Annotated in this window: 15 protein-coding genes; 11 read left to right on the top strand and 4 right to left on the bottom strand. The window is 66.3% G+C overall.

Going from position 1 to position 18628, the window contains the following annotated elements; all coding sequences use genetic code 11:
• Positions 1 to 188: 188 nt before the first annotated feature.
• Positions 189 to 899: a winged helix-turn-helix transcriptional regulator gene (locus ACFVYL_RS22455; RefSeq protein ID WP_389718878.1), complete on the top strand. Its 711-nt coding sequence runs from the start codon at positions 189 to 191 to the stop codon at positions 897 to 899.
• Between the two features lie 63 nt (positions 900 to 962).
• Here ACFVYL_RS22455 and ACFVYL_RS22450 read toward each other — a convergent pair whose 3' ends face one another.
• Positions 963 to 2306: an amidase gene (locus tag ACFVYL_RS22450; protein WP_389718877.1), complete on the bottom strand. Its 1344-nt coding sequence runs from the start codon at positions 2304 to 2306 to the stop codon at positions 963 to 965.
• 104 nt (positions 2307 to 2410) lie between these two features.
• Between ACFVYL_RS22450 and ACFVYL_RS22445 the strand changes: the two genes are divergently transcribed.
• The 4 genes from ACFVYL_RS22445 to ACFVYL_RS22430 all read left to right on the top strand — a co-directional run bounded on the left by ACFVYL_RS22445 (position 2411) and on the right by ACFVYL_RS22430 (position 8159).
• Positions 2411 to 3652 carry an aminotransferase class V-fold PLP-dependent enzyme gene (locus ACFVYL_RS22445; protein ID WP_389718876.1) on the top strand — a complete coding sequence of 414 codons (1242 nt, stop codon included), beginning with the start codon at positions 2411 to 2413 and terminating at the stop codon, positions 3650 to 3652.
• 58 nt (positions 3653 to 3710) lie between these two features.
• Positions 3711 to 5177: a M1 family metallopeptidase gene (locus ACFVYL_RS22440; protein WP_389718875.1), complete on the top strand. Its 1467-nt coding sequence runs from the start codon at positions 3711 to 3713 to the stop codon at positions 5175 to 5177.
• Between the two features lie 164 nt (positions 5178 to 5341).
• Positions 5342 to 6790: an aminotransferase class V-fold PLP-dependent enzyme gene (locus ACFVYL_RS22435; RefSeq protein WP_389718874.1), complete on the top strand. Its 1449-nt coding sequence runs from the start codon at positions 5342 to 5344 to the stop codon at positions 6788 to 6790.
• Positions 6791 to 6809: 19 nt separating this feature from the next.
• Positions 6810 to 8159 carry an FAD-dependent oxidoreductase gene (locus ACFVYL_RS22430; protein ID WP_389718873.1) on the top strand — a complete coding sequence of 450 codons (1350 nt, stop codon included), beginning with the start codon at positions 6810 to 6812 and terminating at the stop codon, positions 8157 to 8159.
• Between the two features lie 3 nt (positions 8160 to 8162).
• On the opposite strand, the gene asnB is transcribed toward ACFVYL_RS22430, so the two are convergent.
• From asnB to ACFVYL_RS22415, 3 genes are read right to left on the bottom strand one after another with little or no spacing between them, the layout of a single operon-like run.
• Entirely contained in the window at positions 8163 to 10004 is a 1842-nt protein-coding gene (gene asnB, locus ACFVYL_RS22425) for an asparagine synthase (glutamine-hydrolyzing) (protein WP_389718872.1), read from the bottom strand.
• 18 nt (positions 10005 to 10022) lie between these two features.
• On the bottom strand, positions 10023 to 10589 hold the full coding sequence (locus ACFVYL_RS22420; protein ID WP_389718871.1) for a carboxymuconolactone decarboxylase family protein: 567 nt from the start codon (positions 10587 to 10589) through the stop codon (positions 10023 to 10025).
• A gap of 36 nt (positions 10590 to 10625) precedes the next feature.
• On the bottom strand, positions 10626 to 11855 hold the full coding sequence (locus ACFVYL_RS22415; RefSeq protein WP_389718869.1) for a cytochrome P450: 1230 nt from the start codon (positions 11853 to 11855) through the stop codon (positions 10626 to 10628).
• 638 nt (positions 11856 to 12493) lie between these two features.
• Between ACFVYL_RS22415 and ACFVYL_RS22410 the strand changes: the two genes are divergently transcribed.
• The 6 genes from ACFVYL_RS22410 to ACFVYL_RS22385 all read left to right on the top strand — a co-directional run bounded on the left by ACFVYL_RS22410 (position 12494) and on the right by ACFVYL_RS22385 (position 18566).
• The gene (locus ACFVYL_RS22410; RefSeq protein ID WP_389718868.1) at positions 12494 to 12934 is read left to right on the top strand and encodes a hypothetical protein; all 441 of its coding nucleotides are present in this window, start codon (positions 12494 to 12496) and stop codon (positions 12932 to 12934) included.
• 78 nt (positions 12935 to 13012) lie between these two features.
• Positions 13013 to 13732: a DUF6073 family protein gene (locus ACFVYL_RS22405; protein WP_389718865.1), complete on the top strand. Its 720-nt coding sequence runs from the start codon at positions 13013 to 13015 to the stop codon at positions 13730 to 13732.
• Positions 13733 to 13893: 161 nt separating this feature from the next.
• On the top strand, positions 13894 to 14475 hold the full coding sequence (locus ACFVYL_RS22400) for a hypothetical protein (RefSeq protein WP_389718863.1): 582 nt from the start codon (positions 13894 to 13896) through the stop codon (positions 14473 to 14475).
• A 176-nt stretch (positions 14476 to 14651) separates the two neighbouring features.
• On the top strand, positions 14652 to 15743 hold the full coding sequence (locus ACFVYL_RS22395; protein ID WP_389718861.1) for an ABC1 kinase family protein: 1092 nt from the start codon (positions 14652 to 14654) through the stop codon (positions 15741 to 15743).
• Positions 15744 to 15756: 13 nt separating this feature from the next.
• Positions 15757 to 18168 carry an ATP-dependent Clp protease ATP-binding subunit gene (locus tag ACFVYL_RS22390; protein ID WP_389718860.1) on the top strand — a complete coding sequence of 804 codons (2412 nt, stop codon included), beginning with the start codon at positions 15757 to 15759 and terminating at the stop codon, positions 18166 to 18168.
• 35 nt (positions 18169 to 18203) lie between these two features.
• Positions 18204 to 18566 (top strand): VOC family protein, encoded by a 363-nt coding sequence (locus tag ACFVYL_RS22385; RefSeq protein WP_389718858.1) that lies wholly within the window; start codon positions 18204 to 18206, stop codon positions 18564 to 18566.
• The last annotated feature ends 62 nt before the right edge of the window (positions 18567 to 18628 follow it).

Raw genomic sequence — 18628 nt, 5'->3', positions numbered from 1 at the left:
AGCACGGCCTGAGCTCTGCGCCCCGCAAGGCGCCCACCACGGAGGCATTTTGACCAACGGCCTCCCGCGCTCACCCCACCAGGCTTTCGCACCGACCGCGGACGAGGCCACTACCAGAAATGGGCCCAACCTCTACAGAGAGTACGCTGTAGAGTGCATGGCCGAACTGCGCACGGAGGTGAGCGTATATGGGAACGAAGCGATATCGGCAGATGTGTGCCGTCGCTGCGGCGCTGGACATCGTCGGGGAGCGCTGGACCCTGCTCATCATTCGTGACCTGATCAACGGGCCGAAGCGATACAACCAGCTCCTCAGTGAGAGCCTGGTCGGCATCGGACCGAATCTCCTCGCCTCGCGGCTGCAAATGCTGACCGATGAGGGGCTGGTCGAACGAGAGCCGGTCCCTGGCGACGGCCGTGGAGTCGAGTACCGGCTGACGGAGAGCGGTGAGGCGCTCAGGCCGGTCGTTCTCGGGCTGGCCTCATGGGGTCTGTCGCACATCACCTCTTATGAGCCCACCGATCTGGTGCGTGCCGAGTGGGGCATGGTGGCGGTGGAGGCGATGATTGCGGCCGGACCGCCACCAGAGGCCGATGAAGCGTATGAGTTCCGCATCGGGGACCACGTTTTCAGCGTGTCGTGCGAGAACGGGAAGGCCACCGTCGTCGAAGGACCCGCCCCGCGGAAGGCGGCGCTGGTGGTGGACTCCGATCCCGAAACGTTCATACGGATCGGGAACGAACAGGTCAGCCCGCTCGATGCGGTGCTGTCCGGACGGATGTCGATCAGCGGCGACTCGACGGCGCTGGCGCGTTGCCTGAAACTGTTGGGGCTCAGTCTCGACTCGGGCGGGGACAAGCCACCGGCCGGCGAGGGTCTTGTCGAGGCGGTGTCCTAGCCAAGGCCGTGTCCTGGCCCAGGCGGTGTCCTGGCCAAGTCCGCGATCACCGTCTCGGCCCGCCTACGAGAACGGCGGCGCCGGCGCCCCCTCGGGACTCAGCTGTTCGGCAAGATCCAGCAGGTCCGCCTCGGATCCGTGCGCTCCGACGAGTTGCACTCCGTACGGCAGGCCGCCCACCCCGACGCAGGGAACATTGACGGCCGGCTGTCCGCTCGCGTTGAACATCGCGGTGTACTGCATCATGCCGAAGGTGCGGTGCATCGCGGTGTCGGGATCACTCAACCACCCGAGCCGCGGTGCCTGAACGGGGACCGTGGGGCTCAACAGGATGTCGAACCGGCCCCACCATGCCGTGAGATCCGTGACGAGCCGGCGCAGCCACTGCACCGTATCCCTGACGGCTTCGGGTGTTGCCCGTGCTGCCATGGCCAGCATCTGGGCGGTCGCGGGCTCCATATCGCTTTCCGTCAGCGGTCGGCCGAGATCTTCCGAAGCGTCCGCCACCTCCTTCGCCAGCCAACCGGCAAGCATGGGAGTGGTCTGCATCGCGAACTGATCGAACTGCTCGAGAACCCGGGGATGGGCCGGGAGCACATGATGGCCTTGGTCACTGAGCTTGTCCGCCATCCGTTCGACCGCCTCGACGGAGCCGCCACCCAGGTCGATCGCGGAACTCACAGCCGACGCGAGTACGCCGACCCGGAGCCGCCGGGTCGGACCCTCCGTACCGGAACGGCCGGCTTCGGACGCCATGTCCCGGCCCAGCACCGGGAGCATTCGGCGCAGGTCGTCGACCCTGCTCGCGAGGAACCCGTGCTGGTTCCAAGCCGCGAACGTCGGCGTCGTCGCGAGCCGCACGAGACCGGGCTTCAACGCGAAGACTCCACAATGAGCCGCCGGAATGCGCAGAGACCCGCCCAAGTCCGTCCCGTGCGCGATCCGCACCGCTCTCGCGGCCACGGCGCACGCCGAGCCGCCGGACGACCCTCCGGCGCTGCGATCCAGATCCCACGGGTTGTGCACCGGCCCGTAGGCAAGCGGCTCGGTGGTCACCGCAAGCCCGAATTCGGCGGACTTGGTCCGCCCGACGATGTCGAACCCGAGCTCCCGCAGCCGCCGCCCCATGGGGTCGTCGTGGTTCGAGACGACGCCGTGCTCGCGCAAGACGTGGTTACCGCGCCACAACGGCGCATCGGCCAGCTTGAGGTCGAGATCCTTGACCAGCAGCGGCTCGCCCGTGAAAGGCGCCGCCGGCCGGGGTGACGCGGGCGGCAGTGTCGTCGCCATGAACCCCAGAGCCGCATCAAGACGGGTGACGTGGTCGCGGACATCCGCTGCTGAAGCAGCCCGCGCCCGCTCGGCATCGGATGTGTCCGCGCTCGGTTCGGTCGACTGGTCACTCACTCCCAGCACCCTCCCATGTCTTGCAGGCGACACCGCCAGCATGCCACTATATCCAACATATAGTGACCCACCAAGCCTCGTGCTCGCGGAGGAACGATCCGCCTATGCAGAAGCACACCGACCTCACTGGGCAAGCCTCCACGGATGGCATCAATTGGGCGGAGGTGCGGGCGAATTTCAGACTCCAGCCGGGCTGGGCCGACTTCACGTCATTCATGCTGTCCTCGCATCCGAAACCGGTTCGCAAGGCGATCGCGGAGCTGGCCGATCGAATAGACGCGCGGCCGGAGTGGGCCGAACTCGCCGCACTGGCACCCGGCGAAGCGAACATGATCTTCCAGGTGAAATCCGCGATCGCCCATTACGTGGGGGCACGGCCTGACGAGTTCGCACTCGTGCAGAGCACCACGGCCGGATTGGGCCTGCTGTACGCCGGCCTGCAACTCCACCCGGGCGACGAGATCCTGCTCTCCGAGCACGACCACTACTCCCATCACGAGGCAGCCCGGCGCAAGGCCGAGAAATGCGGTGCCGTCCCGCGATTCGTGTCGCTCTATGAGGACGGCGCCGCGGTAACCGAGGACGAACTGATCGATCGCGTACTCGGCGCACTCACCACGCGTACCCGCGTCGTCGGACTGACCTGGGTGTATTCCGGCAGCGGGGTGCGGATGCCCGTACGCAAGGCAGCAGATGCGATCCGCTCCTGGTACGGGGCACGTCCGAGTCCGTTGATCGTGGTCGACGGCGTCCATGGCTGTGGGGTCCTCGACGAGCCGGTCGACAGGTTGGGCGTGGACTTCTTCGTGTCAGGAGCCCACAAGTGGATGCACGGCCCCCGCGGCACGGGATTCATCTGGGGTGAGACCGCGAGCTGGCGGCATGTGGAGCCCACGATTCCAACCTTCGAACTCGACGCGGACGTGTTCGGCGCCTGGGTCGGCCGAAAACATCTGCCGCCGACACGTGCCTCATTCGTCTCGCCAGGCGGCTTTGTCGCCTACGAGTACCTGTACGCCGTTCCCGCGGCGATCGACTTCCTGACGAGCATCGGGAAGTCCGAGATCTGCCGACGCGTACTCAGCCTGAATACGCGACTCCGGGACGGGCTGGCCGCGCTCCCCGGAGTCCGCCTGATCACACCCCTGCCGGAACACATGAGTGCGGGCATCGTGTGCTTCGAGGTCGACGGGCTCGACCCCCGTGAAGTCGTGGCCGGGCTCACGGCACGGCACATCCGATCGGCCACGACTCCGTACCCGCGGTCGTACGCCCGGCTTGCCGCCACCATCGAGAACTCCGAAACCGACGTCGACAACGCGATCGACGCAGTCGCCTGCCTGTGACCGATGACGTCGGACGCACCTGCCGGGCACGGACCGCCACGATCAAGGGATCTCGGCCATGACCGACCGGACGGAATTCGACAGAGTGCTGGCCGAAGCGGCCCGGCACGCCGGCTCCTCGCTGCTGGCCGGCTCGGACCTGGCCGGTGTGGGAGACCCCTACTTCCCTGTCGACGGCTCCGACTTGTTCACCATCACCCACCACGCGCTGGAGGTCGATTTCGACATCACCAGTGGCGTGCTCAAGGGGCTGGCGCGCCTGGAGATCGCCGTCGGTGCGGACGTACCGGCGATAGCGCTCGACTTCGGGCTACCAGCCCGTGAGGTGGTCGTCGACGGCTCCCCGCTGGCCCCCAAGGCGGTCCCGGGGAAGCTCGTCATCGAACCCGACACCGGTCTCGGCGCCGGCCGTCACCACATCGACATCACTTACGCGGGCCGGCCCGGGGAGGTGGAGATCCGAGGCGAACGGTCCTGGCTGAACACGCCTCTTGGTGCGCTCGCCGCGAGAGAACCGCATGCGGCGGCCTTCTGGTTTCCCACCAACGACCATCCGTCACGCAAGGGGACCTACGACCTCACCATCACCGTGCCGCGCGGATTCGCCGCCATCGCCCCGGGCCGCCTCGTCGAGCACTCGCGCACCTCACAGGCGAATCGCTTCCGCTGGGTGACAGCCGAACCCGTCGCCTCTTACCTCTACTCGCTGCTCATCGACAGGATGCGGATCGAGATCGACACTCTCGATGAGCGCGGCTCGCAATGGGTCTCCGCCTACGGCGACGGGGTCGACGACCACGCACCGCTGGCCCGGGCCTCCGTCGAAACCACACCGGCAGTCCGCGCCTGGCTCGAAACCCTCATCGGCCCCTACCCGTTCGACGCCATCGGCGGAGTGGTGACACGCATGGCCGGCCCGCACGCACTGGAGACGCAGACCCATCCGATCTACGGCGACCGCTTCTTTCACCAGGGCCTCGACTCGTACGTCGTGGCACACGAGATGGCTCATCACTGGTTCGGCAACTCGGTCAGCCTCTCGACCTGGAAAGACATCTGGATCAGCGAAGGCATCTCCACCTACCTCTCATGGATGTGGTCGGAGAAGAACGGCGAGGGCACCACGGACGAGCTGTTCAGCAGCTTCTATCACCTTCGAGCCGCAGACCCGGATTACTGGCGGATCCCACCCGGCGACCCCTCACCCGCCCACCTCCTTTCCACCCAGGTCTATGAACGCGGAGCGATGGCGACTCATGTTCTTCGCCGGTCGATCGGCGACGACGCGTTCATGAGTTGTCTGCGCACGTGGTGCGCCGCCCACCGCCACCAGCACGGCTCGCTGCCGCAGTTCCTCGCCACGGCCGCGTCGGTCAGCGAGACCGATACTGCCGCGATCATGCAGCCCTGGCTGTTCGCGCGCCAATGCCCGGACCCGCCACCGGGAATGCCGGCTCGCACCGACCTCGAACCGCCCTCGCTCCGGTTCATCCGCCGCACCGGAGACCCTCAATCACAGAAGTGAGAGATTCGGATACATGCCGACCTGGCATTCGACTCCAGCTGCCCGCTTGGACGTCATCTCTTTCCGATCTTGACAATGCGCCAAGCCGGAGGATAGCTTAATAATTATGTATTAATCACTCGTGGCTGCCTGCCGAGCCCAGTTGGATCTGAGAGGAGCCCGTCATGTCGGCCACCGAGCTGAGTTTCGCGGACTTCACGAGCCATCACTGGCAGTACGCTGCCGCGGACCATCTCGACGAGGTTCGTGCCCGGGACTTCTCACAACTGGATCGTCTCGGCCAGGTGTATTTGGACTACACCGGAAGTGCGCTTCCCGGTCGATACCAGCTGGACAGATACCGCGATTCCGTCTGCGACGACATCTGGGGAAATCCGCACTCGGCGAGCCTGCCCTCGCGGCGCTCGACGGAAGCGATCACAGCGGCGCGGCGGGCCGTGCTCGACTTCCTGAACGCTTCACCCGACGAGTACACCGTGGTGTTCTGCGCGAACGCCTCGGCCGCGATCCGACTGGTCGCCGAAGCGTTCCCCTTCGCCGCGCCGTCCCGTCTCGGTCTGCTCCAGGACAACCACAACTCCGTGCTCGGCATTCGTGAGTACGCCGAGCGGCTGGGCGCCGAGGTGACGACCGTACCGCTCGGCGCGGACTTGAGGGCCGACGCCGACGAGACGAACCGGGTGCTTGCCGGCGGCACGGACGGCCCGTCGCTCTTCGCTTACCCGGCCCAGAGCAACTTCTCCGGGGTGCGCCATTCGCTCGACTGGATCGACGTGGCTCACGCCCACGGCTGGAAGGTGCTGCTCGACGCGGCCGCGCTGGTGCTGTCGCAGGACCTCGACCTGGCCGAGCACAAACCCGACTTCGTGCCGATGTCCTTCTACAAGATCTTCGGCTGGCCGACCGGTATCGGCTGCCTCGTCGCGAGGAAGGAGGCGCTGGCCGATTTGCGGCGCCCCTGGTTCTCGGGCGGCACCGTGATCGCGTCCAGCGCGATGGGAGGCTGGCACGCGCTCGCGCCGGGAGCGGAGGGGTTCGAGGACGGCACGCCGAACTTCCTCGGCGCTGTCGGTGTCGGCATCGGCCTGGACTACGTCACGAACGTCGTCAAACGGGACCTGGCGCGGGCACGCATGACGAGTCTGCTGCAGTATGCGCTGCATCGGATGACGGAACTGGAGCACGACAACGGCATGCCGATGTGCGCCGTCTACGGCCCCGGCGATGTCGTCGACAGGGGGCCCACCATCGCGTTCAACGTCCTGGACAGGAACGGCCGCGTGGTCGATGAGCGCCTGGTCGAGAGCCGGTCCGTCGACATGGACATAGCGTTGAGGACCGGCTGTTTCTGCAACCCCGGCGTCGGAGAGGCCGCGTTCTGCCTCGCTACGGACGACCTGCTACGAGCCGGCCGGCTCAGCAACGGCCCGTACACGGTGGACCACTATCGGCACGAGGTCGGCATTCAGACCGGCGGTGCGCTACGGATCTCGCTCGGCCCGGTCTCCAACTTCCAGGATCTTTCCCGTTTCGACTCCTTCATGCTGAGCTGGCAGAACTTCGTCCAGACCACCGAGGATCTGGCCGGTCTGCCGCCGCGTGAGCGTTGTTGACACGGAAGGCGGGGTCACCTTGCAGAGAGCCGTGGTGATCGGCGGCAGCATCGCCGGCCTGCTGACAGGACAGGCGCTCTCGGCCGCGTTCGACGAGGTCGTCGTCATCGAACGCGACACCTTGGATACGACGAGCAGCGGTGTCCGGCGCGGCGTCCCGCAGGCGAAGCACCCTCATACGCTCCTGCGCCGCGGTGAGCAGATCCTCGACACCCTGTGCCCCGGCATCACGGACGACCTGATCCGGCACGGTGCGGTCGTGATGCCCATGGACCGGGTGTGGTGGTGGCAGCAGAAGGGCTACCGCGCGGCGGTGACCGACGCGGCCCCCATCATCTCCTGCTCACGTCCGCTGTTGGAGTTCCTGCTGCGTGAGCACGTCGGGAGCAACGGAGTCGTCGAACTCCGCACCGGTGAGACGGTCGGCCTGGTCGGCGGCGACGGCGCCGTCGGCGGGGTCCGCGTGCGCGATCCGTCCGGCGGATCGACGGTGATCAACGCCGACCTCGTCGTGGACTGTTCCGGAAGACGGTCACGTGCCGACCACTGGCTGACCGGGCTCGGATACCCCGTCCCCGACGTCCAGCTGGTCCAGTCCGACGTGCGCTACACGACCCGTGTCTTCCATCGGTCGACGAGTGTGCGGACCGATGGCGCCGCCGGATACTTCGTCATCAGCGACCCGCAGGCCAAGAGGCGGTTCGGCACGGCGATGCCGATCGAGGGCGACCGGTGGATCATCACCCTCGCCGGGCTGCACGGCGAGGGAGCGCCGACCGACCCGGCCGGATATCTCAGCTGGGCCCGCACCCTGCCCACCGCCAAAATAGCGTCCATCATCGAAGACGAGCGGCCCATCGGCGCGGCCGTTCGCTTCCGGCTGCCGGGAAGCGAGTGGCGGCTGTTCCACCGGCTCGCGGCCCACCCGCGCGGCTTCGTGTGCGTCGGCGATTCCGTATGCAGCCTCAACGCCCTGTATGGGCAGGGCATGACCTCTGCCGCGGTTCAGGTCGTCGCCCTGCAGCAAGCCCTGGCGCGGTCCGATGTCATGGGCCCGGAGTTCACCCGCACGTTCTACCGACTGTCCGCACGTGCGGTGTCACCGGCCTGGACGACGGCTACCGGAGCCGATTTCGTCTATCCCGAGACCCGCGGCCACCGCCCCTGGCCGACGAAGATGATCAATCGGTACGTCACCCAATGCGTGGTCGCGGGCCAGCACGACCCGAGTATCGCGGCGAGGCTGTGGGACGTGGCCAACATGGTGAAGTCCCCCGCGTCGCTCCTTGGCCCATCGGCTCTCGCGCGAATGGTGCGCAACGCCGGGCGAAGGCCCCTGGGGAACAGCGAGCCGGTCACGCCTCGATGAGATCTACAGCAGCAGGTCGGGCGAGTACATGTCGAGCCAGTGATACACGTCAAGTATCCGGTCCAGTCCGGCCCGGACGTCCCCCGGCATCTTGTCCGGCGGAATCTCGGTGGTCGCCTGTGCCCACCGCCGGTCGACGATCGCAAAGACGGGGTGGTCGGGTTGCGCGAGGATCTCGGACAGCTGGCTGACGAGGCTTGCGGCGTACCGGGGGTCCTGGCTCGTCGGGTAGGGGCTCTTCACGCGATCGCGGACAGCCCGGGGCATTACGGCGCCGGCGGCCTCGCGCAGAAGGCTCTTCTCGCGGCCGTCGAAGGTCTTGAACGACCACGGCGTGTTGTAGACGTACTCGGCCAGGCGGTGGTCGCAGTACGGAACGCGGACTTCCAGCCCGACAGCCATGGAGGCGCGGTCCTTCCGGTCGAGCAGCATGGGAAGGAACCTGGTGAGGTGCTGGTGGCTGATGCGCCGCATCCGCCTTTCGTGGTCGTCGTCCCCGGGGAGCTGTTCCACTTCCTTGCGGGAGACGGCGTACTGGTCGGCGATGAAATCCTCGAGCTCCAGCTTCGCCCTCAGGTCGCGGTTCAGCAGGGCGAACCGGTCGGCGGTGAAGGCGCTGCGGAATGCCAGCCAGGGGAAGTTGTCCGCGTTGACGGACTGCGGGTGGTGGAACCAGATGTACCCCCCGAAGATCTCGTCCGCGGACTCTCCCGAAAGGGCGACGGTGGACTGTTCGCGAATCGCGCGGAAGAGCAGATACAGCGAGTTGTCCATGTCGCCGAGCCCGGCGGGGATATCACGGGCGCTGACGACGGCACGGCGAACGCTGGGCCTCGAAAGGGTGTTTTGATCGAGAGCGACGCGGTGGTGGTTGGTCTTGAGGAGCTCGACGACTTCCCGGACGAACGGGGCGTCCGGCGTATCGCGGATCTCATCGGGTACGAACGTCGACTCCTGATCTTCGAAGTCGACGGAGAAGGTCCGCAGCGCCCCGCGTTTCGCCGCTTCGGTCGCAGTGGCGAGTCCGGTGAGGGCGCTCGAGTCCAGACCGCCGGACAGCAGTACGCATAGGGGGACGTCAGAGACGAGCTGTCGTTCGACGATGTCGTCGAGCAGTGCGCGCACACGCTCGACCGTGGTGGGCAGGTCGTCGCTGTGGTGCCGGGTCTGCAGACTCCAGTAGGTGTACGGAGTAATGCCCTTGCGGTCGACTGCGAGTGTCGTGCCCGGCCGCACCTGGTCCATGTCGCGCCACAGCGACCAGCCGGGCTGGCCGGTCATCGCAAACAGTTCACGCAGACCGTCGGTGGTGACCGTGCGGTCGGCCAGTGGATGCGCGAGGATCGCCTTCGGCTCGGACCCGAAGACGATCCCGGAGGGTATGCGGTAGACATACAGGGGCTTGATGCCGAAGCGGTCCCGCGCGAGGAACAACCGCTCTCGCCGCTCGTCCCAGATCGCGAAGGCGAACATCCCGTTGAGTCGTTCGACGACCGACTCTCCCCACTCCAGATAGCCCTGGAGCAGGACTTCGGTATCGCTCCTCGTCTCGAATCGGCGGCCGCGCGCCCTGAGTTCGGCCCGCAGTTCGGTGTAGTTGTAAATCTCACCGCTGTAGACGAGCGCCACTTCATGGCCGCTCTCGGTGGCCACCATCGGCTGCCGGCCACCTGCCGGATCTATCACGGCCAGCCGCCGGTGACCGAGGGCGACGTTCGCGCGTACGAACGTTCCGGTCGCATCGGGGCCGCGGCGCGACACGGCCGCTGTCATGGACTCGATGACATCGGCCGGCCGGGCACCGAACCCTGAATCGAACGAGACCCAGCCGGTGATTCCGCACATCGATGATCTCCCACGAGGTCAGGCGGGCTCGCGATCGGTCCTGGAGCGGACGCCGGCGGCGTACCCCTGACTGACGAGTCCCGCGGCCATGGATTTGTAGAATTCCGGGTCTTCGGGCACCACGGCGCCCAGTCCGTCGACATAGCGGTTGAACATGGCGAAGGCGGCAGCGATGAGGACCGCGTCGTGCACGTCGCGCTCCGTGGCTCCCGCCTCGCGCGCCTTCGCGACATCCGCGTCCTGAACGGTCTTGCCGTCGGCGGTCACCTTTGTCGCGATGTCGAGCAACGCCCTCATCTTCGGGCTGATCGCGGTGTCGGTCGATCGTGACCTGACGCCGTCGACGATGGCCTCGCCGTCGTCCAGCTGGGCTGCCGCGATCGCGAAGTGCCCGTTGGCACAGAACGGACTGGCGTTGAGGTTGGACGCATGCCCGGCGATGAGCTCACGCTCGCCCCGCGAGAGGGAGGTGTCGTCGCGCAGCAGTGCCTCGCAGAACTCGAGGAGTGGTTTGGCGGTTTCGGGGCGGTAGTTGAACAGCCCGAAGATGCCGGGCATCCGGGCGTCGACGGTGATGTGTGGCATCACGTGCTCCTAGCCTGGTAGGCAGACGGGTGGTCGTTACCATTCGACCGGCACTTGCGTGTATCCGTGGAACCCCAGGACGGGTGTGTGACGTTCGCCGGTGAACTCCGGCGAGAGCGACAGATTCGGGAGTCTTTCCGCGAGGCTCGCGAGGATCTTTTGCACCTCGGTCCTCGCCAGCGGCGCCCCGATGCAGAAGTGCGCGCCGTGTCCGAAGGACAGATGCCGATTCGGCATGCGGTCGACGCGCACCTGGTCGGGAGAGTCGAACGCATCCTCATCGCGGTTGCCGGATCCGAAGAGGATGAACAGTCTGCAGCCGGCCGGCAGGGACACGTCCCCAAGGACGGTGTCCCGGGTCGTCGTCCGCCACAGACCTTGCAGGGGGGCGTCGTAGCGCAGAATCTCTTCGACGACCGTCGGGATGGTCGACGGGTCGGCACACAGGTGTGCCCAACGGGCGGGCTCCGACAGAAGCACGACCATGCCGTTGCCCACGGTATCGATGGTCGTTTTATGCCCTGCCATGACCAGCCCGCACAGCGCGCTGACGATCTCGTTCATCGACAGGGGTTCGGCGCCGGGGAGTTGCTCGTGGACCATGACGCTGATGACGTCGGATGTGGGCCGGGCCCGACGCTCCTCGATCTCGTCGGCGATGAAGTGCTGGAACGCCACCAGATTGCGTGCTTGCCGCAAGCGTTCGTCCAGCTCGGCGGGCGCGAACAGGAACGAGACGAGGTCCCTGCTCCACCGGGACGCGTCTTCGATGTGGTCCGCCGAGATGCCCATGAAGCGCAGGATGACCTCGACGGTGACGGGCCGGGCCAGATCCGCGATCAGATCGCACTTTCCCAACGGAACGACGCGGTCCAGGTGCCGGTCGACGACGCCGTCGACGACCGAGCCGAATTCGTTGGTCCGGGTCTGGGCCATGGCCTGGACGTACGGGTAGCGGAATCGTGCGTGCGCCTCGCCATCCGTACTGATCGCGATCGGCACCATCGGGTAGCCCATCGCCAGCACTTCGGCGACCTCGGGATGCGGATCGTCGAAGGGGTGCGTCAGCCCTTGCGACGAGAACGTCTCCGGGTCGCCGCACACCGCCTTGACGTCGTTGTACCGGCTGACCACCCAGGCATTGAGTTCGGGCGAGAACTTGACCGGCTCCTCGTCACGAAGGTGACGGTACAGCGGGTACGGGTCGGCGAAGAGCGCGCTCATCTCACCGAACTTCTGCCTGGTCGACTCGGCGATGCCGGTCATCTGAGCACTCCGAGCTCTGCCGGAACTCCGACCACCCTGACCCCGCTCCTTGTCGCGGAAGCGCGCACGCCGACAGGGCTGCCTGAAGTTGCCCGACCGTAGGTAGCTACATGTTTGAGTACCGAAATCGTAATGCCGCTGTCTGCCCGAGTCAAGACTTCGCCCTACCCGTACGCGCTAAGTTCGCCTACCGCGCGCCCAGTTGCGGAGCCGTTCCGTGCGCAGAAGCAGGACAAGCGACAGCCCCGAGCGGTCGCTACAGCATGTTCTACCGATTTCGCGCGGTCATCGGAACCCTCGGGCGGGGAGCGAAAGGCTCACCGGAGGGGTTCAGCAACCTCGAAGAACCCTCCCGCACGGTCGCCTCCGCCTGCTCGGCGACCAACCGCAAGTCACCGCACATTTCGTGAGCTGTCGGCTATTGACTACAGAAAAAAAGAGTGATCTAGTGAGTGATACGCAGCTGTCTCTCCCCCGCCGCAGGCCCGCACCGCGCACCACCGCAGCCCGCACAGGCCCACCGGACGACGGCGGACGAGCGCGCCCCACTGCACGGTACGAACAGTCCTGAGCAGTCACAGTGGTGCAGCCCTCCGATGGCGGCACAGCCCGCCCGACGACTCGCGGAAGGAACCGCCATGACCGACCTCGCCGCTCCTCGCAGTCTCGACACGACGGCGCTGCTCGAGGAGTACCGCTCCGAAGTGGTGCCCGCGGCCACCGAATTCGTCAGGGGCCGCATGTCGGCGCGGGATCTGCGCGCGATCTGGTTGCCCTACTTCCGAGGCTCCTTCCTCACGTACGAGAGGGCCGTTCAGGAAGCCTGGCGTGCCGCCTACGGACCCGACCGCGGCATCGAGCCCGGCCCGCCGATGGCAGACCCGAAGTACGCGGAGCAGCTCCGCTACTTCCCGGTGACCATCTCGCACAACAACCTTGAGCGGCTCATCGACGTACTCGAGGTCGAGCTCGGGGACCGGACCGCGAGTTCGACAAAACTGCCTGAGCGGATCATCGACTTCGCGTACGTCATCGATGCCCTGGAGGGCTTGATGCAGTCGCTGTCGAGCAAGTCCTGATCCGGGCTCGGCCCAAGACAAAACACAACAGGTTCAACCAGACCGCGAAAACTTCAACAGGAGGATCTGATGAGCCTCATGAACGAGCTGCGCGAGGGCGCGGCCGTCAAGGGCGCTGAAGGCTCGGCGCTGCACAATGCCGAAGTAGTCAAGGGGCACGAACTCGCGTGGGGCGGCGACCTCTACACCATCCGTCCCTACACCCTGGGTCCGGCCGCGCTTGAGGCCTTCACCGTCCGCGAGCGCATCCACGTTGCGATCGACGGGCTCGGCGAGGACCTGGTCGACCTTCACGGCATCGGCGTCTACCGCCGGCACGAGCCGCGAATCGGCGCCGAGGGCGAGACCGAGCTCACGTGGCGCACGGCAACCATCGGTGCACAGTTCCTCTCGCTGCAGGTCGTCGGCGAGAGCGAGGTGTTCGGGCAGATCAGGGTGACCAACAGCCCGACCAAGAGTGAAGGCGCCACTGTGTCGCCCAACCTCGTCCCTGGCCCGGTGGACCCCGAGATCACCCCGATGAAAAACTGCGTGACCGCGCTGTACCCGCGGTTCGACATCGAGAACCTCGGCGCGATCATCGACACGGGCGACGTCCGCGTCGATGTCGAGTCGCGCGTCAACATGGTTCCGCCGATCGGTGACGTCTCCCGGACGTCGACGTCGTACGCGCTGTACGACGGCGACCGTCGGGTCGGGACGCTCTTGGCGGCGGACCTCGAAATCGGTGCACTGCTGCACCACATCCCGGTGAAGAACGCGACCAACCCGGTCGAGTTCGCCACCATCATCGCCTGAGCAGGGAGCAACCGGCGGTGAATGATCGTGGACGGGCCCGCGTCAACCTGGGCGCGGGCCCGCTCACAGCGTACGCATTCGGTGTCTCCTCCTCGATAGGTCATCGCGCGATGCGGTACACCTTCGCTCGCGCCGCTCTCGGCCACCGGTTCCTGACCGCGGTGCGGATCGACGCCCCGCAGACCCTGAGCCGTACCGAGGTGGCGATCTGGGAAGACGTGACGCGGCCCGGTGGCTGCCGGATCCGTACCTTCATTCCGACGATGCGCGCCCCCAAGGAGATCGACCGGCCGCAGATGTTCGACTGCCTCCCGCTGACGGACATCAGTTATCTGGACCTCATGCGCACGATCAGCCCCAGTCTGCTCCCCACGACCTGCGTCGAGGTGGCATCGGATGAGTCGTCGTGGGCGACGTCGCTGGGCGCATCGGCCCAGGTGACGTACCGGGCGGCCGACGTGTCGGTGACCGAGTTCCTTGTCGATGGTCAGGCGACACCGGTGGCTCGGCTTGTGCGCCGGAACGACGTGCTCGAACGTTCCTGGCGGGTCCTGGAGTTCGGAAGCGAAGCCGATCACGGCATGCCCGTGCGGCTTCAGGTCGGTCGAGCGGGTGTCAAGAAGCCGACGGTCTTCGAACGGGTCACTCCGGTGACCGCGTTGGCGCGGCATCCCGGCGTCGAGGACGCCACTCCCCTCTTGGACGAGGCACATCGACAACTCTTCGACACGGGGCCGGCATGAAGCGTGCAGCGAATCGAAGCCGAGACACCGTGCGTACCACGGCTCGACTCGTGTCTGTGGCGACAGCGACGGCACGCGTGGCCGGCGCCGCCCTCGCACGTCCGAGACGGGCGGGGGACGCGGCCGCCGATTCCCTCGTTCGAGCCGTCGAGTCGCTCGGAGGGGCCTACATCAAAGTGGGTCAGCTGTTGGCCACCCGATCCGACCTCATCGGTCCACGACTCGCACGCCGGCTGTCGCGGCTGCAGGACGACGTCGCCCCGATGAGCATCGCTGATGCGCTTGCGGTGCTCGAACGTTCGCAACCGCCGTTGCCGGCGAGCGCGTACGCGGCAGTGGCGAAGGGTCCCGTGGCAAGCGGATCGATCGCCTGCGTGTACCGGTGGGAGCCCGAACCCGGCGCTCCTGTCGCGTTGAAGATACGGCGGCCCGACGCAGCCGCGACGGTGCCTGTCGACACGGCCATGTTGCGCTGGTTCGCGCGGCTGTGTGCGAAGACGCCGTGGATGCGTTCCAGCCCGGTCGTTGCCATCGTCGATGATCTGTGCGCCGCCGTGCTCAACCAGCTCGATCTGGACCGCGAACGCCTCATGCTGACCCGGCTTCGGGGGATCCTGGAGAACGAAGCACGCATCGTCATTCCGGCGCCGGTCGACGAATACTCCAACTCGGAACTGCTCGCCATGGAGTTCGTCACCGGCCTGGACCGTCAGATGTTCGCGACCGCCCCGCCGAGCCTGCGCGACGAGGGCATCACCACTCTGGTCCGCGCCATGTACGAACTCATCTTCGTGCATGGTTTCGTGCATATCGACTTGCACCAGGGAAACGCCTACCTGCTCCCCGACGGACGGCTCGTTCTGCTCGACGTCGGGTTCGCGCACGTGCTCAGCGAATTCTCTCGTGAGCGTTTCACCCGCTTCTTCGGCGGCATGGTGACCGGGCGTGGGCAGGAGTGCGCGGAGATCCTGCTCACTACGACCAAAGGGGTCGACCACCACGACCAGAACCTGGATCGGTTCCAGGCGGAGATCGTTCGGCTCGTGGAGGAGTCCGCCGAACTCGATGTCGCGAACTTCTCTGTTCCCCGCTTTGCCGCGCGGCTGTTTCAGATCCAGCAGAGCAACGGCTATTACGCCGAGCCCGAGATGACGTTTCCGTTGCTGTGCCTGATCGCGCTCGAGGGAACTGTCAACGAGTTGGCGCCCCACATGGACTTCCAGATTGAGGCCGCTCCTTACATCATGTCCAGCCTTATCGATCAGTAGCCGGGGAAGACCTATGCGCGACAAGTTCAGCGACGCCGCCGACCAGGTGCTCAGCTTGGCCGAAGGGCAGGCGCAACGCTTCAATCATCCCTACGTCGGCCCCGAGCACCTGCTCCTCGGACTGGCCGATCACGCGCAAGGGGCAGCCGCACGTGTTCTCCAGGACCACGGCGCTTCCGTGGAGACGCTCCATGAGCGGGTCCATTTCATCCTCGGGGAATCCGAACCTCGTCCGGCAACGGAGCTGCAGACGACCTCGCAGGCCACCGAGGTGCTCAGCGCCGCGGCTCGTCAGGCCGAGCGCCGTGGTGACCCCGCGGTCGAGCCCGCGCACATCTTGCTCGCCCTCCTCGCTCAGACGTCGGACAATCTCAGCGTCGACATTCTGCTCAGCCTCGGACTCGACCCGGGGGATCTGCGTTCCGAGCTTCTGAAGGCCATGGCGACGGATGCAGCGACTGAACTCCAGTCCACCGCAGTCGAGCCGGCCACGTTCAAGCCCGCGGGATCGCAGCTCCTGGACCAGTTCGGTGTCAACCTCACCCGGCAGGCCGCCGAAGGCAAACTCGACCCCGTCATCGGCCGTGACGCGGAGATTCGACGGCTGACTCAAGTGCTTTCGCGGCGCATGAAGAACAATCCCGTACTTCTCGGGGACGCCGGCGTGGGGAAGACAGCCATCGTAGAAGGACTGGCTCGCAACATCGTTGCCCGTGCGGTCCCCCCATCGCTTTCCAACAAGCAGCTTTACTCGATCGATCTGGCATCGATGGTCGCTGGTTCGCGCTACCGAGGCGACTTCGAGGAACGTCTCAAGGACGTCCTCAAGGAGGTGCTGGGCCGCGGCGACATCATCGTGTTCATCGATGAGGTGCACATGCTGGTCGGTGCAGGTGCCGCGGAGGGGTCGATCGATGCCGCGAACATCCTCAAGCCCATGCTCAGCCGCGGCGAAATGAAGCTCATCGGCGCGACCACCCACGACGAGTACCGCAAGTCGCTCGAGAAGGACTCGGCTCTCGACCGTCGTTTCCAGCGGATCAGCGTGGACGAACCCACCCCGGACCACGCCGTCGCCATCCTGAACGGGCTGAAGCCGCTGTTCGAAGCGCACCATCAAGTGACCATCGCTGACGCGGCGATCCGGGCAGCCGTCGACTTGTCCTGCCGCTATCTGCCCACCCGGTTCCTGCCCGACAAAGCGATCGACCTGATGGACGAGGCCGCGGCGGAAGTCGCGCTGCGACTCGATTCGCCGTCGACCGATGTGGCGGCCGCCGACGTGGCGGCGGTCGTGTCGCAGCAGACCGGCGTGCCGGTGTCGACGGTGTCCCGGTACGAGTCGCAGAAGCTCGGACAGATGGCAGATCGGCTGCACCGGCGTGTCGTCGGCATGGACGAGGCGATCCAGGCCGTCAGCAAAGCGATCAAACGCACCCGCACGGGAATCCAGGACCCGCGCCGGCCGGCCGGCTCGTTCATATTCGCCGGCCCGACAGGCGTGGGTAAGACAGAGCTGGCCAAGGCGTTGGCCGAGTTCCTCTTCGATGACCAGGACAATCTGGTGCGGTTCGACATGTCCGAGTTCGGCGAGAGCCACACGGCTGCACGGCTCGTCGGTGCGCCGCCCGGATACGTGGGCCACGACGAGGGCGGACAGCTGACCGAACGCGTCCGCCGCAAGCCGTTCTCGGTCGTGCTGTTCGACGAGGTGGAGAAGGCCCACATCGATGTGTTCAACACACTGCTGCAGGTGCTCGACGAAGGGCATCTGACGGACTCCGCGGGCCGACGGGTGGACTTCACGAACACGGTCATCATCCTGACCACCAACCTCGGCTCGCGGGATCTGGCCAGAGGCCGCCTCGGCTTCACCGACGGCGACAGCGACAGCGACCGTCGGTACGAGCATCAGAAGCATGTGGTGACCGCCGAACTCAAACAGCACTTCAGGCCCGAGTTCCTCAACCGACTCGACGACATCATCGTCTTCCCCGAGCTGTCGCGGGACGACATCCTGGCGATCGTCGGACTGCTGGTGAACGGCCTGGACGACCGGCTGAGCGCCACCGGCATCTCGATCGACGTCACCACGGCCGCCCGCGAGCACGTGGCGGACCACGGGCACAACCCGAGGGAAGGGGCGCGGCAGCTGCGTCGGGCGATCCAGACACTCATCGAGGATCCGCTGACCGAGCTGGTGCTCACCGAACGCGTCACAGCAGGCCAGACAGTCAGAGTCGACACCGATGCGGACTCCGGCCGGCTCACGCTGACCCCCCTGAGTCCATCCAGTAGCGATCATTCACCTTCCACTTTGGATAGCGAGATCCACGGTGAGGCGAACAGTGGTCCCGAGCCCGCCCACTCCCTGGCCGGGCGGACCGTTGACGGCCCGAAAGGCCCTAAGGTAAGTTCAGACTGACTTAAGAAGTAGTACCTACTTGGGAGGAGCGCAGGATGGGTCAGCGACTGGCGTACTTCGAGATCACCTCGTCCGAGGACGCCGAGCGTCTTCAGTCGTTCTATGCCGGCCTGTTCGGCTGGAACGTCAACCAGTTACCGGACATGGGCGGATACGCCCTCGTCGACACCCAGTCCGGCGAAGGGTCCGTGATCGGCGGGATCGGTCCGGCCATGGGCGAGCCCGGCGTCCGGGTGTACTTCCACGCGCCTGATCTCGGTGCCGCGCTGAAGCGGGCCGAGGAGCTGGGAGGCACGAGGGTCATGGAGCCGACCGAGCTGCCCGGGTTCGGCAACGTCGCGGCGTTCACCGACCCGGACGGAAACACCATCGGCCTGTGGGATCGGTCTTCTGTTTGACTCACCAGCGCCAGGACGGGCGAGTGAGACCGACGCGGTCGCCCCTGCCGGCAGCTCGCCGG

The organism is Streptomyces sp. NPDC058308, assembly GCF_042880275.1.
Lineage (GTDB): Bacteria > Actinomycetota > Actinomycetes > Streptomycetales > Streptomycetaceae > Streptomyces.
This window is presented reverse-complemented; position numbering and strand designations above follow the sequence as displayed.